The sequence below is a fragment of the Pedobacter sp. Bi126 genome (assembly GCF_918698245.1).
Classification (GTDB): domain Bacteria; phylum Bacteroidota; class Bacteroidia; order Sphingobacteriales; family Sphingobacteriaceae; genus Pedobacter.
Genome location: NZ_CAKKMS010000001.1, coordinates 1,290,091 through 1,304,370, shown reverse-complemented (window position 1 = coordinate 1,304,370; position 14,280 = coordinate 1,290,091). Strand labels below are relative to the sequence as shown.

Genomic DNA, 14,280 nt, shown 5'->3' with positions numbered 1-14,280 from the left:
TTTAAGAAAATGAAAAAATCATATATATTTATATTATTCGGTTTCCTGTTCATCCAAAAAGGATTTGCACAATGGCCAGGCAAAAACGAAAGTACGCTGCAGATTTTACTGCCTAATGGGTGGAAGCTGAGCCCGGCAGGGCATTCGCTGCAATTGGGCGATTTGCCTTTAAACATGCAGCTCAGTGCCTCGGGTAAATATCTTGCCATTACCAACAACGGACAAAGTACCCAGTCGCTGCAATTGCTTGATGCCAAAACAGAAAAGATTATTGATGAAAAAGTGCTAAGTAAATCTTGGTACGGCATTGCTTTTAGTAAAGACGAAAAACACCTGTATGCTTCTGGCGGTAACGACAACTGGATTTTAGATTTTAATATCCAGAACAATAAACTTGGCAAAAGCGATACGATTAAACTAGGTCCCATTTGGCCAAAGGGAAAAATCAGTCCGGCGGGGATTGTTGTAAACAAAAACAACAGTAAGTTATACACGGTAACCAAAGAAGACAGCAGTTTATACATTATCAATCCCACAGAAAAGCAGATCCTGAAAAAAATCCAGCTTCCTGCAATTGCCTATAGTTGTGTTTTATCTGCAGATGAAAGTAAATTATACGTTTCACTCTGGGGTGGAAAATCTGTTGCGGTTATCGATTTAGTTTCAGAAAGCATCTTACAGCGCATTCCTGTTGGCGATCACCCAAATGAACTATTGCTTAATAAAAAAGGAAATATTTTATTCGTAGCCAATGCGAACGATAATACCGTTTCGGTAATCAATACTTCGAATAATAAGGTGGTCGAAACCATTGCTACTACCCTTTACGCTACACAGTTAACAGGTTCTACCACTAATGGTTTAGCTTTAAGTGCCAACGAGAAAACTTTGTACATCGCTAATGCAGATAATAACTGTTTGGCAGTTTTTGATGTGAGCAAACCTGGATTAAGCTTAAGTCAGGGTTTTATCCCTGTAGGCTGGTACCCAACAAGTGTTAAGGTTTTAGGCTCGAAAATTTTAGTTACGAATGGCAAAGGCAATACACCGATGGCTAACCCTCAAGGGCCACAACCGATTTCTAAAGTCGATAATAGCGGTTACCACATGGGCAGTACGGCCAATAGCCGCCTGCAGTATATTGCCGGTTTGTTTAAAGGAACCTTATCTTTTATTGCTGCACCAAAACCTGAGCAGTTAAAAGCATATACCAAGCAGGTGTATGCCAATACGCCCTTTACCGATAAGCGGACGATTATGGCCGATGGTGAAGCCGGAAATCCTATTCCACGTAAACAGGGCGAAAAATCGCCCATTAAACATGTTTTTTATATCATCAAAGAAAACAGAACCTACGATCAGGTGCTTGGCGATCTGCCAAAAGGAAACGGCGATTCTACATTAACACTTTTCGGTAGAAAAATTACACCTAACCAGCATGCTTTTGCCGAAAACTATGTGCTATTGGATAATTTCTATGTTGATGCAGAGGTAAGTGCCGATGGACACAACTGGAGCATGGCCGCTTATGCTACAGATGTAGTTGAGAAAACATGGCCTACCAGTTATGGAGCACGTGGCGGAAGTACCAGTTTCGAAGGCGGCAGACCCGTTACCTATCCTAAAGGTGGTTTTATCTGGGACTACTGCCAAAGGGCAGGGGTAAGCTACCGCAGTTATGGTGAGTTTGGCGATTATGGTAAGGCAAATATTAAATCGCTACAGGGCCATATGTGTGCTGCTTCACCAGGTTTTGATATGGATATTAAAGATCAGGTTCGGGTAGATGCATGGCAACACGATTTCGATTCGTTACTGGTTGCAGGCGTTGTACCACAATTTAATACCTTAAGAATATCTAACGATCATACCAGCGGACAAAAGAAAGGTAAATATTCGCCACAGGCCGCAGTTGCCGATAACGATCTGGCTGTTGGTCGCATTTTGGAGCATCTATCGCATAGTAAAATCTGGAAAGAATCAGTTGTTTTTATTTTGGAAGACGACGCACAGAACGGACCCGATCATGTTGACGCGCACCGTTCGCCAGCCTATGTGGTTGGCCCTTATGTTAAGCGGAATACACCTGTTCATACCATGTATTCTACTTCCGGATTTTTAAGAACAATGGAACTTATTTTAGGTTTGCCACCAATGAGCCAGTACGATGCTGCAGCCATGCCACTGTATGAATGTTTTACGGCTAAGCCCGATTTTACACCTTATAACGTGATTCAGCCGCTTATTGATTTAGATACACGGAATGTGGCGGTGAATGAAAGCAGCAGACGTTCCGAACTGTTCAATTTTGCAAAAGAAGATTCGGCACCGGATTTGGATCTGAATGAAGTGGTATGGAAATCGGTTAAAGGAGAGCAATCGGTAATGCCAGCGCCCAAACGGAGTGCTTTTGTGATTTTGGAGAAGAAGAAAAAAGATGATGACGATTAATGATCTGTTATGATGATGTTTTAAACAAAAAGGCAATTTTCGATTAGAAAATTGCCTTTTTTTAAATTGATCGTCATTGCGAGGCACGAAGATAACCGAACGAAAGTGAGCTCATGAATGCCTTTAAAAACAACTGCAAAGATGAATAATCTTAAAGCGCTCGCTACTAGCGATAGTTGTAAGATTGCTTTGTTGGCTGAAAAGGCCTCCTCGCAATGACGATTCGTCGCTGGCACATAGCACTAAAGATGCTCTGTCAATAATATTGATTTTTATAAAAGAAATTATCCTTCAGGATGACAAAAAGGATTTCCGCGGCAATCAGGTTTAAAATTGGAGAGATTTGCTACTATTTAAGGTTGGTTAGCATGGCGCAGATAGATGATCGTATTCCAGAATTGTGCAGCCCCAAATAGCATTGCTTACCACGCCACTTAAACCCGATCAAAGTGAGATGCTCCCGATTCTTCATCGGAGCAGGAGCGAGAGCGGGGCGGAATGAACCGAAATGCTACTGTATCTGATTTCCAGAAAACAAAACTGACTCTCCAGCTTTCTGTCAAATTGCTTTGTGCCTTTTAATAGCGACCTTATTTACAATTTCCAATCCGGCCTTTCAAAGTGGCAGGTATAACCGTAAGGGTTTTTCTGTAAATAATCCTGGTGTTCTTCTTCAGCATTCCAGAAATCGGTTTCAGGTACCACTTCAGTTATAATTTTGCCAGGCCATTTGCCAGAAGCATCCAACTCGGCAATTAATGCATTTGCGGTGTTTTTCTGTTCCTCGCTATTGTAAAAAATAGCTGAGCGGTAGGAGGTACCCACATCATTTCCCTGTCTGTTGCGTGTACTCGGATCGTGGATCTGGAAGAAGTACTCTAATAATTTACGATAGGTTAAAACAGTTGGATCAAAAGTAACTTCAATGGCTTCGGCATGTGTGCCATGGTTCCGGTAAGTGGCATTGGGAACATCCCCACCAGTGTATCCAACAACTGTTGAGGTAACACCTGGGTAATGACGGAGCAGTTCTTCTACTCCCCAAAAGCAGCCGCCTGCAAGAATGGCTTTTTCAGTATTCATATATCTTCCTTTTTTATTGATAATAAAGATACGACGAAGATGTGTAAAGGGAAAGTAAAGAAGGGAATGATAAATTACGGGATCGCATTACAAATGCGAATCTCAATAATCCTCGTTACAAACGAGGACTATAAGGGATAAACTGCATAGTGTCATCCTGAGCGTAGTCGAAGGATTGTTTTACTACATAAACTTACATGATCTTATATTCCTTCTATGGTTAAACGGATCCAGGAGTCTTCGACACTTCCCTCAGACTGACAAATTTTGGCAACTGCAAGCTCTTATGTTTTGGAGCGCAAGGCTTCTGCAAACACACTAAATTTCTTCCCGTCTTCCGCTTTTACGCTTTCCCGAAACTTCGGGATGCCTCGTCGCTGCAGGGTAACGCTTCAGCCGGGGCTAAATGGCTAACTCAGTTTTTTATTTGTGAGGTTGCAGGGTGCACAAGCCCTTGTTCCTAAACCCGACAGTAGCGGCAGCCTCCGATTTTTTTTCTATCGGAGCTATAGCGAATGGCGGGATTGCAAACCGCCAAGAACCACAAGCCATTCGTTTCCTAATTTTGAATATACAAACAATTCGGTTTTCGGTAGGTGAGACACCTACCGATAGGATGAATGAATATGTTCCATTTTGGTCGGTGAGACACCGACCGATAGATTGAATCGCGAAATGCATGGCCTAACCGCCAAGCGCAAAATCCATAAAACTTACATTGTTTTTGCGGGAAGAACTTACGGCGATCCCTTTATTGGCCTGATCGGTAAAGGTAAAACCTTCCAGTTCATCCAGTTTATCAGTGTCTACAACTTTGATAACAGATTCTTGACCGCTGGCAAGTGATTTTTCCAGATCAAGAAAGGTAAGTCTCCATTTACGTCCTTCAATCTGGTTCTGGATTAAAACGAGTATACCTTTGCTAGCAATATAATGTAAGTTTTGTACCCATGGCGAACAGGTGAATTTTTTGAAGAGGATTCCCTTTTGACTTGTTTTATCGGCTTTTGATAAGGCTTCGGGATTGTATAACCGTACTTCATTGGCTTTATTGCCATAATCGGCTGTTGCGACGAACCATTTGCCTTTGTAATTTACATATTCGGGCCGTGTACCCTGGATACAGGCATCATCTTCAATACTTTTAATCAGGTTTCCATCTAGCTTTTTGGTCTTTAAAAGGCCTTCCCAGTTAATGCAATTAATTACCGCTTTCCAAACGGTGCCTGCTGCATTTTGCTTTACCGAATTACCCACAAACGTCGGTAAGCCTTTGTGATAGGCAATGCCCGTAGGATGTTTGATGATATTTTCGCCTTTAACGGTGAACTTGTATTCCTTATGCTGATCAATCAAGGAGTCTTTTTGGAGTTGATATTCGCGCATTACCCCCACTTCTCTATCGCCATAAAGAAAATACCTTCCGTTTTGATAAGAAATACCCTGACAGGCACCTAATGAGTCAATTGTAATCGTTTTTGTGATCTTTCCTTCTGTTTTATTGTACCTGGCCACAAAAAACATCACGATCAGTACTAAAATTGGGTTTAATGTTTTCATAAACTAAGGATCTAAAGGTTCATCAAAATCAATTTGTAAAGAAGTTGTATTTAAGTAGAATTCTGATTCGGTATCACTCAAACGTTTTCCGTTTTTATAAGGATAGTAGCCGAGTTCTTTTTTGCAACGCTCGGGGAGCAGATTGGTGATATTATAACTCTGCGATTTTACGGTACAGGCTAAACCAGGTTTATCTACCGGCATCCCGTACCTAAACATCAGCCTTGCACAGTTGCGCAGGTTGGTGGTGGTATGGCGGGCATGCGGCTCCATAATAATGGCACTTTCGGGTATTTGAAGTGTTTCCATCAGGAATTTCTTCATTTCATATGCTTCGCTGAACTTGGTCTTATAGGGATGTACACGTCCGCCCGAAACCACAATAAATGGTGCCATGCCTGTATGGTATTGCAAGGCCGCTAACCTGCAGCGGATCATTCCGCCAGCACTTAGCGCAACGTCTTTTTCCTCGGGGCCAGCACCTGGAACCAGGATTACGCTGTAAGGGTATTTCTTCCATTCTGTTTTCTTGATCTGGTTAATCGCCGAAAGGTTTACGCCTTTAGCCATCGGTTCATAATCGGCAGCCTCATTGCGTTCGTTCAGTTCTAAAGCTTCCAATGCAAATAACATGGCAGGTTCGAAAAAGAGCTTATTATTGCTCTGCAAGGACAATAATGCACTGGCAGAGGTGAGTTCTGCAAACGTTTTGTCAGTTAGACTAAAACTGATTGAATCTATTTTGGGGTAGTTGGGCTTGTTTCCTTCTACATATACACCAATTGCATAATTTATGGCATTGGCATCTTGTTCCCAGGCTTTAATTAAAAGGGTTCTGTGTTGTTCTTTGGCAAACATGGCATAACAACCTGAGGGGATGAGATGATTACTTACCAAATTTCCCAGCGGATTATTTTCTGTGTAAAGCAGCGCCAAACGGTTTCCAATATGGGCTATTTCCTCATTGGTAAATTTTAAGGCTTTGGCATAACACGTAATAGCTGTTTTGCAGGTTTTAACTGCTTCATTTACCTGTGCTGTTTTTGATTTATAGATGTTGCTGAACGCTGTATCTGTAATCAGTATTTTGCGCAGTTCGGGCAATTGTTCAAAAAGAGAAAGCAGGTAATAATTTTTGTATTGTACTTCGTTCCTGGTCTTAATTAATTGATAAGACTGTTGTGGTACATCCTGTGCAGCTAAGCCTTTGCAAAATAGGCAGAGCAAAAGGAAGGGATAGAGGGATTTCATTGAAAAGTTTTGGTAACAAAATTAAAGACAGGCTATTAAATAAAGATTAAGTGGATGTTATACTTTAATCTTCTGGTAAAACGATTTATTTGATATTTAATTAAGCTTAATATTAATTTAAACTACATCTTCTAATTGGTGTGGAGAGTTAACACAGGGGATACATAGTGTTAAAAGTACACTTATACTTTTGTCGCCGTAGAACGCTCCACAAATTAACCTGTTAACTATAAAAGGATAAGCCTATGTAAATGTGAAAATCTACGCTTCTACTTAAAACAAAACCCCAATTATATTTCAAAACCATTACTAAGAACAAAAAGATGACATCATTTTTTTTAACCGCAAGTATAAAAAGTGCTTGCAGGAAATTGCTTTTGCCTATCGGATTACTGGCCATCTGTAATTCCAATGCAATAGCGATTAATCATGAAGTAACCGCTTCGGGCTTGCATAATAAAGCATTTGCCACTGTAGGCGGAACAGTTACCGATCAAAATAAACAACCTTTACCTGGTGTAAGTGTTTTCGAAAAGAAAACAAAAAAAACAACTGTTACCGATCCGAATGGTAAATATTCAATTAATGTAGAAGAAGATGCAATTTTGGTGTTTTCTTATATCGGTTACGATAATCAGGAAGTTGCGGTTAACGGCCGTCAAAATATTAATATCACTTTAAAAGAAAGTAGCAATACCCTTAATGAGGTTGTGGCTATTGGTTACCAGAAGATCAGAAAATCGGATGTAACGGGTGCCATCAGCAGTGTTAAAGCCAGCGAAATGAATTTAACTTCTCCCACCGTTGGTCAGGCGCTGGTTGGTAAAGTTGCAGGCGTACAGGTATCGCAAACCAGTGGTGCGCCATATTCGGGTACCAAAATCAGGGTGAGGGGTATCGGGTCCATTAACGCCAGTTCTGATCCCTTATATGTAATTGATGGTTATCCGGCAGGAAACAACGTATCCATCAATCCGGAGGATATCGAAACCATCGACATTTTGAAAGATGCGGCTTCTGCAGCCATTTATGGTTCTAGAGCATCGGGTGGGGTAGTGTTGATTACCACCAAAAGAGGTGCAGATGGAAAAGGGAAGTTTGAGTACGATGTTCAGGGCGGTATTTCTCAATTGGCCAAAAAAGTAAAATTATTGGATGGCAACCAGTTTATCCAACTTTTAATCGACGGACGTAACAATGCCTATAAAGATTTGTGGGTAAACTCGGGCAAAACCTGGAACGATGCGATGTTCAGTGATAACAACACCATACGTATTGCCAATGTAGGCAATGGAAGTAGTGTAAGTATTCCGGCCGATCTTTATAATTTCAGCACGCAACAGGCTATCCCTGCAGCTTATAATACCGACTGGCAGGATGAACTGTACCGCAATGCAGCCTTTCAACGCCATAACCTTTCCTTTTCTGGCGGTACCAAAGATGTAAAATACTTTTTAAGCGGTGGTTACCAGAACAACGACGGTATTGTTACCAACACCAACCAAAAGGTAACCAACTTTAGGGGTAATATTGATGGCAAGGTGAGCGAGCGTTTACATGTAGGTGCAAACATTGCTTACACAAAAAACGATAACAGAGAGGTACAGGAAGGACGTTATAACTTAAGCCCGATGATGTCGGCATTAATTTATTTACCCTATCTGCCAGCGAGAGATGCGAACGGGAACCCTATCCAATTTGGAATGGGTGCATTATCTGCTCAATACGGGATACAAAACCCTGAAAACCCTTTGGCTACAGTTGAACAATTAAAAATTTCCAGAAAGAGCAATAGGAGTAATTATAATGCCAATGCTACTTACAAGATATTAGAGGGGCTTAATTTTAAGGCTAACTTAGGAACGCAGACATACAACGAGAAATATGAGTATTATTTGCCTACCAGCTTAAGCAGTGGCAATACTCCACCTTACTCACCAGAATCGATCAGGGCTGCAAATGCCATAGCACAAACCATAAGCCAGGTAGATCAGCTGGCAGAGTTTACGTTAAATTACAATAAAGCCTTTGGTAAACATAGCATAGATGTTTTAGGTGGTTATTCTACACAGAAAACATCAAGCGATCAGATCAGGGTAGCGGCAAGCGGATTTCAAAATGATTACATTGGTGAAATTACAGATAAAGGAGCGGATGCCGGTTTTTTTACCCTAGACCGCAACAGAACAGGTAAAACAGTTACTACTTTACTTTCTTACTTTGGCCGTTTCAGTTATAATTATGCGGGCAAATACTTTTTAACCGGTTCCTTCCGTCGCGATGGTTCTTCAAGGTTTGGTCCGTTAAACAAGTATGGTGTCTTTCCTTCAATAGCTGCGGGCTGGAACTTATCTGACGAAAGTTTTTACAACAACTTTTTGGGCGAACAATCGAGGGTTAAACTAAGGGCTAGCTGGGGCTTAAGCGGAAATAACAATATCCCGGATTACCGCACGCAGCAAGAGTTAAGCGCACCAGGTGGTGCGGTTTTCGGAAGTGCGATTTCTACCGCCATTTGGCCAAGCAGTATTCAGGATGGACGATTAGGATGGGAATCTACTTCTCAGTTCAACTTCGGTACCGATATCAGTCTGTTCAAAAACCGTGTATCGATCATGGCGAATTACTACTTAAGTTATTCTTTCAACTTATTGTTTAACAAACCACTTTCGGCAATTGCCAGCAGCTCAACAATTTTAACCAATCTTACTGATAGTAAGGTGTGTAATAAGGGTTTCGATTTGCAGATTGATGGCAAAATTATCCAAAATGAAGACTTTACTTTGGGTTTAAGCGGAAACATCGCGGCAAACCGGAACAAGGTTTTAGACCTGGGTGGTAACAGTACGATATTTACGGCCGGTGCAGAGCGTTCGTACATTACACATGTTACACAAGAGGGGCAGCCAATCGGTATGTTTTATGGTTTTAAGGTTTTGGGTAGAATTACGGCCGATAACTTAGGCAAGGTAGCGCCATCAGCTTCTTCTACTAACCCGGCAAAAATCGGCGATTTATATTTTCAGGATACGGATGGTAACGGCATTGTAAACGATGCAGATAAAACAGTAATCGGCACACCATATGCAAAATTCACCTATGGTTTTGCCTTAAACACTTCTTACAAAACGTTCGATTTAAGGGCATCATTTAACGGATCGTACGGAAACCAGGTGCTGGATGGACAGGATTATTACCTGTACAACTTTGAAGGTTCTGGAAACCAGTATGTTGATGTTGCCGATCGTTACAGAAATGAGGCCAATCCTGGCAGTGGTTTAAACTACCGTGCATCACGTGCGGGTACGCAGAGTAACAGTACCCGTTTATCGTCATTTTACATCCAGGATGGGTCTTATTTCAGATGTACTAATATTACTTTAGGCTACAGTTTTCCAAAGCAACTGGCCAATACACTTAAGGTGAGCAATATCCGTGTTTACGCCAGTGTAGATAACGCCTTTACCATTACCGATTATAAAGGTTATAATCCTGAAGTAGATTACAGTGCGGGCAATAACCTTGCTCCTGGGGTAGATTATGGAAACTATCCATTGGCAAGAACCTATAACCTTGGTATTAAATTGACTTTTTAGAACTAAAGAAATGAAAAAACATATTTATAAAGTATTGGCCATTAGTGCAATTTTAAGTTTGGGTGCCTGTAAGAAAGATTTTCTAAATCAAAGTAACCCCAACGCCATTGCTGTAGAAAACTATTTTAAAACAGAAAATGATGTGTTGCTGGCTGTAAATGGTGTTTACCAATCGCTTAGAAGCAGCAATACCTTGGGCGAGAACAGCGGTCTGTTTACTGATGAGCGCTCGGACGATGCGGGCAGGAATGATAACCAGAGTAACGCCGGTGAGCCATTTCAGTTTAATGATTTTTCGCTCCTGCCCAGTAATTCTTATTTAAGGAGCCATTGGCTGGCACTTTATGAGGCCATTGGCAGAACCAATGTTGTACTGACAAACATTGATAAAGTTTCTTTTGCTAATGCGGCCACCAAAGAAAACTACAAGGCAGAAGCCAAGTTTATCAGGGCGATTATGTATTTTGAACTGGTTAGGAAATGGGGACCGGTACCCGTGGTAACCAAGCAGCTTAGCACAGCCGATGAGGTAAAAGAGAATACATTTCGTGTTCCTGAAGCCGATGTATACAACCAGATTGTAAACGATTTAAAAGATGCCCTTAACAGCACATTGCCGAATTTCCAAACAGGAGCGAACATAGGTAGAACCTCAAAAGCGGCAATAAACGCATATTTGGGTAAGGTTTATTTAACAATGGCAGGAACATTGCCAGCAAATAAAACCGAGAACCTAAGCAATGCCAATACTTATTTGATGGCAGTTTATAATATGAAAACTTTTGGAAATCTTTCTGAGATTCCATATACAGATGTTTTTGATGTAGCTAAAAAAGCGACCTGTAAAGAGCTGATTTTTCAGATTTCAAATAAGCAGGGAGATATTAGTTTTAGCTCGAGCATTGCCGCAAACAACCAGGCCAAAGGCGAAACCATCAATTCGCTTAAACCTTCTACAGGGATTGGTGGCAATGTAAAACCCGATCTGATCAATGAATATGAAACAAGTGATTTAAGAAAAGATTTCTCGGTTAAATTTGCTAATGATCCCATTGTAAAAGACTGGTTTATCACCAAATTCCGCGATGCGAGCCAATTGGCAACCAATGCGGGTTATGGAGGCAACGACTGGATTTTGATGCGCTATGCCGATGTAATATTAATGCTTGCAGAAGTAAATATGCTGCAGGGCAACGATGCGGTGGCCATTCAATATTTAGATATGGTTAGGGCAAGGGCTGGAATGCCATTATACGCTGTAGCCAAGACAGACGCTACTTACGCGGCAAAATTCCCGACTTTAAAATTGGCTATTTTGCACGAACGTAGGGTAGAGTTTGCTTTTGAACACCAAAGGTGGTTTGATTTAATTAGGAATTTTACTGCTGCGGAGTTGGTTACTTACTTAAAAGCTAAGCCACAGTCGTCTTATGGGATTGCCAAGCTGGCTAATGTAACCTTAAAAGACAGGTATTATCCTATTCCTTTTGATGAAGTGAAATTAGATCCTGTTAAAATGTACCAGAATCCGGGTTACTAAGCGGGTTGGAAATATATAAGAAAAGCGGGCTGATCATTGATCGGGCCGCTTTTTTAGTTTTCAGTTAGGAGTTTTCAGTTCTGGGCGTGCAGTTGATATTAATCGTCATTGCGAAGAAGGCTTTTTCAGCCGACGAAGCAATCTTTATAACAGGGGTCATTAGCATGAAAGATTGCTTCGTCGTTCCTTCTCGCAATGACGATTCATCGCAATAATTATCCCGCAGGATGACAATTGTTATAAATTAACTTCCATATAGCTTTTTAAATCTGCGAAAATCTGCTGATCTGCGGGAGCTTTATTTATTCTCCGCTGATTAAGGATGATAAACGCTGATTCAATTTGCAAATCTTACTCATATTTATAATTCACTCCGAATTTGTCACGTTGAGCCCGTCGAAACGGCTTGTAAGATGTTTAATCACGTCCTTCGACAAGCTACCATTGACCTGCTCCAATAGAATGGTCGTCATCTCGACTGTAGCGCAGCGAAATGTTCCAAAGGAACTCCTTCGGAGGAGAGATCTTTGTACCAAGTTATTGGAATCAAAGTTAAAGATTTCTCCACTGCGGTCGAAATGACGATACTTCGAGACCATTTATCTCCTTGAAACCACTGTTATTTATATTGATTTTTATACAATAAATTATCCCTCAGAATGACAATTTTATAAACAGACTCTTATACGGTTTTTTAAAATCTGCGAAAATCTGCTGGATCTGCGGGAACCATCTTTTATTTATTCCCGTGGATTCAGTTTTCAGCTGGCAATTCGCAATTTTCAGTTAACTGTAAACTATTAACTAGAACCGGAAACCCTGAACTGAGAACTGCTTTTCCTAAATAACATTCCGTGTAATTTTTCCTTTTATAATATAAAGTGCCTGGATATTTTTTTTACGGATTACGGTATCGCCTTTAAAATTAGGATTTGAAGAACGGAGGATTAGTTTGGTATTATCAGCGTGCTGAAAAATTAGCTTTATGGTACGTAAACTGTTACTATCTGCATCCGTCATCACCACATATGCTTCGCCCCACTGTAGGATTTCGTAATTGGTAATTTCTTTTATGGCTATAATTTCGCCTGCGGCATATTTGGGGTACATGCTATCGCCATAAACCGGTAAATAAGCCGTACAATCGTTAAAAGGGAGGTAATTTACCAGGTATTCTGCCCGTTGTTCTTCTACGAGGAGATCTTTAGCATCCGATAGACTCATATCGAAATAGGGAACACCCTCTTTACTTTCGCTAACGCCAGGTTTCTTTTTAAAAAACGGTTCGCCTGTCCCGTTTTCAAGCCATGTTAAATTTACGTCGAATTTAAGTTCGAGTTTATCTTTAATGGCGTTTGATACTCTTAAGCCATCTTTCCCTCTCATTATATCAGACAAGGAGCCGGGCTGAATATTCAATGCATCCGCAAAAGCTTTTTGAGTCTTGAAATTCAATAAATCCATTAATAATTTTAATCTCTGATTTTCAGTCATTTGTGCTTATGTTGAAAGAAATTCTACTATAAGTTAGAATTTCTGTTGTTGTTTTGCTAAATTTGTTAGTGTTGCTAAGATAATAATTTAAAACTATACGCTATGGAAGGGAACTTAAATTTTAAAAAAGAAACTGTGGCATTTATCGATGCCATAGAAAACTTTTTTTTATCAGATGGTGTAGGCCATCATTTAGATTTTTTAAAAAACTGGGTAAACCCATCTCAAAACGAATTCGATTATTCGCCGCAAAAACACCCTGCGAAGCTATTGGGTTTTTATGAAAAACTGGTGCCGCTGTTTGATTATTCAGATTTAATTTTTAACCGGATTGAAGCTGATACGGCCTTTGTAAAGGCGATTGAGCTTGATGAATGTAATTTGGAACGCGAATCGGTTGTGCTTGATTATTGCCCGAAATTGTTGAGCAAGGGCGAGATGAAAAACCCGAAATTTACTTTTTTAGATATTTTTATCTTCTTTGAATCGGATAGCTATAAGATGGTTTACAAGGAATGGTTACTGGCCGGATTGGAAAATAAGCTCGATCTGGATTGGGACCAGTATGTTGCCGCGTTTTACGAGAATACCATGAAAATGCTGGAGGCCTGTTGGCTCATCCATGAAAGGGTTATCACTAAAAATAGTTTTAAGAGCATCGATCGTTATTACCATATGGCCATGTTCGAAAGTACATCGCCTTTGGCTTTCGATCAGGAATTATTTGATAATCCATTTAAGGCAATAGAATTTTTCTTTAGTTTGGACAACCTTGCAGGGCATAAAACATACCTGAAAAAATGGTATAAAATGGCTTTATCAGAAGCGCACCGTTTAAGTGATGTTGCCGATTATTTTTTCCTGTATAACCAGTTTACGAAATTGCTTAACGCAGGTTATTTAATTGCAACAAAAAAACTGATTTATCAGGAAGCCTTGCCTGAAGGCTTAATTACTAAGGGTCGTTTTATTACAAGCGAAGTGTACAACAAAGGCCTTTCTGAAGTAAATACACTATCCGCCGAACACATCGAAAATCCTTATCGCTTTGTAGCGTCTTTTTTCGTTCCTGAAAAAATTAAACAACTGCGTTTAGGCCTTTTTGAGTGGTTGTATGCCGCATTTAGTACCGGGAGCAGCATTAAACTGATGGATAAAGAATTTTTATTTGAGCAGTATGAAACCATGCTGATGATCATGGAAGCTTTCTTTATAATGATCGGGAATCCCTCACTAAGTGATGATATTAAAGATGAAAGGTGGCATTATGCGGAATAAATGCTTAAACCTTAGCCATAGTGCCAT

General features: G+C 40.4%; 8 protein-coding genes. 4 read left to right on the top strand and 4 right to left on the bottom strand.

Annotation, left to right across the window (positions count from 1 at the left end; genetic code table 11):
* Positions 1-9: 9 nt before the first annotated feature.
* Positions 10-2,451 carry a bifunctional YncE family protein/alkaline phosphatase family protein gene (locus LQ201_RS05170; RefSeq protein WP_230145713.1) on the top strand — a complete coding sequence of 814 codons (2,442 nt, stop codon included), beginning with the start codon at positions 10-12 and terminating at the stop codon, positions 2,449-2,451.
* Positions 2,452-3,045: 594 nt separating this feature from the next.
* On the opposite strand, the gene msrA is transcribed toward LQ201_RS05170, so the two are convergent.
* The 3 genes from msrA to LQ201_RS05155 form a co-directional block, all read right to left on the bottom strand.
* Positions 3,046-3,534, bottom strand: a complete 489-nt coding sequence (msrA, locus tag LQ201_RS05165; RefSeq protein WP_230145712.1) for a peptide-methionine (S)-S-oxide reductase MsrA — start codon at positions 3,532-3,534, stop codon at positions 3,046-3,048.
* 684 nt (positions 3,535-4,218) lie between these two features.
* Complete coding sequence (locus LQ201_RS05160) at positions 4,219-5,094, bottom strand: hypothetical protein (protein ID WP_230145710.1); 876 nt, start codon at positions 5,092-5,094, stop codon at positions 4,219-4,221.
* 3 nt (positions 5,095-5,097) lie between these two features.
* Positions 5,098-6,345 carry a YdcF family protein gene (locus LQ201_RS05155; protein ID WP_230145708.1) on the bottom strand — a complete coding sequence of 416 codons (1,248 nt, stop codon included), beginning with the start codon at positions 6,343-6,345 and terminating at the stop codon, positions 5,098-5,100.
* A 323-nt stretch (positions 6,346-6,668) separates the two neighbouring features.
* Here LQ201_RS05155 and LQ201_RS05150 point away from each other — a divergent pair, with 323 nt between their 5' ends.
* Together LQ201_RS05150 and LQ201_RS05145 are read left to right on the top strand one after the other, a co-directional pair.
* The gene (locus tag LQ201_RS05150) at positions 6,669-9,941 is read left to right on the top strand and encodes a TonB-dependent receptor (RefSeq protein ID WP_230145707.1); all 3,273 of its coding nucleotides are present in this window, start codon (positions 6,669-6,671) and stop codon (positions 9,939-9,941) included.
* 10 nt (positions 9,942-9,951) lie between these two features.
* A complete protein-coding gene (locus LQ201_RS05145) occupies positions 9,952-11,481 on the top strand; it encodes a RagB/SusD family nutrient uptake outer membrane protein (RefSeq protein WP_230145705.1) in 1,530 nt (509 codons plus the stop codon).
* 840 nt (positions 11,482-12,321) lie between these two features.
* Here LQ201_RS05145 and LQ201_RS05140 read toward each other — a convergent pair.
* Positions 12,322-12,975, bottom strand: coding sequence for a LexA family transcriptional regulator (locus LQ201_RS05140; RefSeq protein WP_230145704.1), 654 nt, complete (start codon positions 12,973-12,975; stop codon positions 12,322-12,324).
* A 102-nt stretch (positions 12,976-13,077) separates the two neighbouring features.
* Here LQ201_RS05140 and LQ201_RS05135 point away from each other — a divergent pair, with 102 nt between their 5' ends.
* A complete protein-coding gene (locus LQ201_RS05135; protein WP_230145702.1) occupies positions 13,078-14,253 on the top strand; it encodes a hypothetical protein in 1,176 nt (391 codons plus the stop codon).
* The last annotated feature ends 27 nt before the right edge of the window (positions 14,254-14,280 follow it).